Source organism: Methylobacterium symbioticum (assembly GCF_902141845.1).
GTDB classification, from domain to species: Bacteria; Pseudomonadota; Alphaproteobacteria; order Rhizobiales; family Beijerinckiaceae; genus Methylobacterium; species Methylobacterium symbioticum.
Window position 1 is genome coordinate 1 of record NZ_CABFPH010000224.1, and the last position, 1,628, is coordinate 1,628.

General features: G+C 68.7%; 2 protein-coding genes. Both read right to left on the reverse strand.

Translation table 11 applies throughout. The features are described from left to right. Window positions 1–4 precede the first annotated feature (4 nt). Window positions 5–370: an FmdB family zinc ribbon protein gene (locus MET9862_RS30720; protein WP_210248141.1), complete on the reverse strand. Its 366-nt coding sequence runs from the start codon at window positions 368–370 to the stop codon at window positions 5–7. A 45-nt stretch (window positions 371–415) separates the two neighbouring features. Further along, a complete protein-coding gene (locus tag MET9862_RS28955) occupies window positions 416–1,570 on the reverse strand; it encodes a glutathione-independent formaldehyde dehydrogenase (protein ID WP_142586309.1) in 1,155 nt (384 codons plus the stop codon). Between the last annotated feature and the right edge of the window lie 58 nt (window positions 1,571–1,628).

Consider the following 1,628-nt stretch of genomic DNA (forward strand, 5'->3'; position numbering starts at 1 on the left):
GCCCTCACGGACTGCTGCGCCGGATCGGCCCGTGCGCCGTGAAGACCCGTCCGCCCGCGGAGAGGGCGCCCGGAAGTGGTGCGCGGCGCATGCAACAGCCACAGCCGGCCGGATGGGCAGCCGAAGCCTGGCGTGACGAGGGCGCGCTTGGCTCGGTCGCATCGCGGGCGACACCGCGACCTGCGTGGCCGCTGGCGATGGCCGGTGCGCTCAGGACTGTCCGTGCGGCCCCGGTCCCGCATTCGGGACAGGCACAGGGGTCTTGAAACTGCGCCATGGGGCGCATGGCCCTGAACGGCCCGCACGCGTCGCACGCGTAGTCGTAAGTCGGCATCGCGTCCTCACGCTCGAGCCCGTCCGGCGAGATCATGGATCGGCCGGGCGAGCGGCGGCCCGCCCGGCTTGGCAGGGCCGCTCATGCGGCTGGCTTGAGGATCACCTTGGTCCAGCCGTCATCGCGCGCGTCGAAGTGCCGGTAGGCCGTCGGCGCCTCTCCCAGCGGAAGCTCGTGCGAGACGATGAAGGACGGCTTCGCGCGGCCGGTCGAGATCAGGTCGCGCAACGGCCGGTTATAGGCTTTCACGTTGCATTGGCCGACGCCGATCGTCTGGCCCTTGAACCAGAAGAGGCCGTGGTCGAACACGATCTCGCCCTGCTTGTAGAGCGGGTCCTGAGGCGCCGGATCCTGGGGCGTGAAGACGCCGACCACGCCGATGCCGCCGGTGAACTTCACCGATTTGACCAAGTCGTTCATGGTCATGTTGGGGTGCTCGTGGCCCTGCGGATCGTGTGCCTGGTAGCCGACGCACTCGCAGCCGCGGTCGGCCCCGATGCCGTTCGTCAATTCCAGCACCTGGTCCACCGCGGAGCCCTTCGAGTCATCGATGGGCAGGGCCCCGATCGAGCCCGCGAGGCGCAGGCGGTCGGGATGGCGATCGACGACCATCACCATGCAGGCGCCCTTGATCATCGCCGCATGGGCCGCCATCAGACCGACCGGGCCGGCCCCGTAGATGACGATCGATTCGCCGGGGCGCAGTCCGGCAAGCTCGGTGGCGTGCCAGCCGGTCGGGAAGATGTCGGCCAGCATCACGTAGTCGTTCTGCCGCTCCTCCGCATCGGGCGGCAGTTTCAGGCAATTGTAGTCGCCGTAGGGAACGCGCAGCAGGTCGGCCTGGCCGCCCCGATACGGCCCCATGTCGGCAAAGCCGTACGCGGCGCCGGCCATGTTCGGCATGACGCTGCGATCGGCCGTCGTCAGGCAGAACGCGCTCAAGCCGCGCTCGCAATTCTTGCAGAACCCGCAGCCGATGTTGAAGGGGATGGCGACCCAGTCTCCGGCCTTCACCCGATCGACGGCGTCGCCGACTTCGGCCACCTGGCCGAGGTTCTCGTGCCCGAACACGCCCCCGCGCGGGAAATCGGTCCGGCCCTCGTACATGTGCAGGTCGGAGCCGCAGATGTTGGTGCTCGTGATCCGCACCAGCACGTCGGTCGGCCGCTCGATCCGGGCGTCAGGCACGTCCTGCACGGCGACATCCCGCGGGCCATTGTAGACGACTGCACGCATCGCTCGCTCCTGCCCTGAGGTCGTATGCCAAGCAAAAGGAGGTACACGCTGCCTGTCA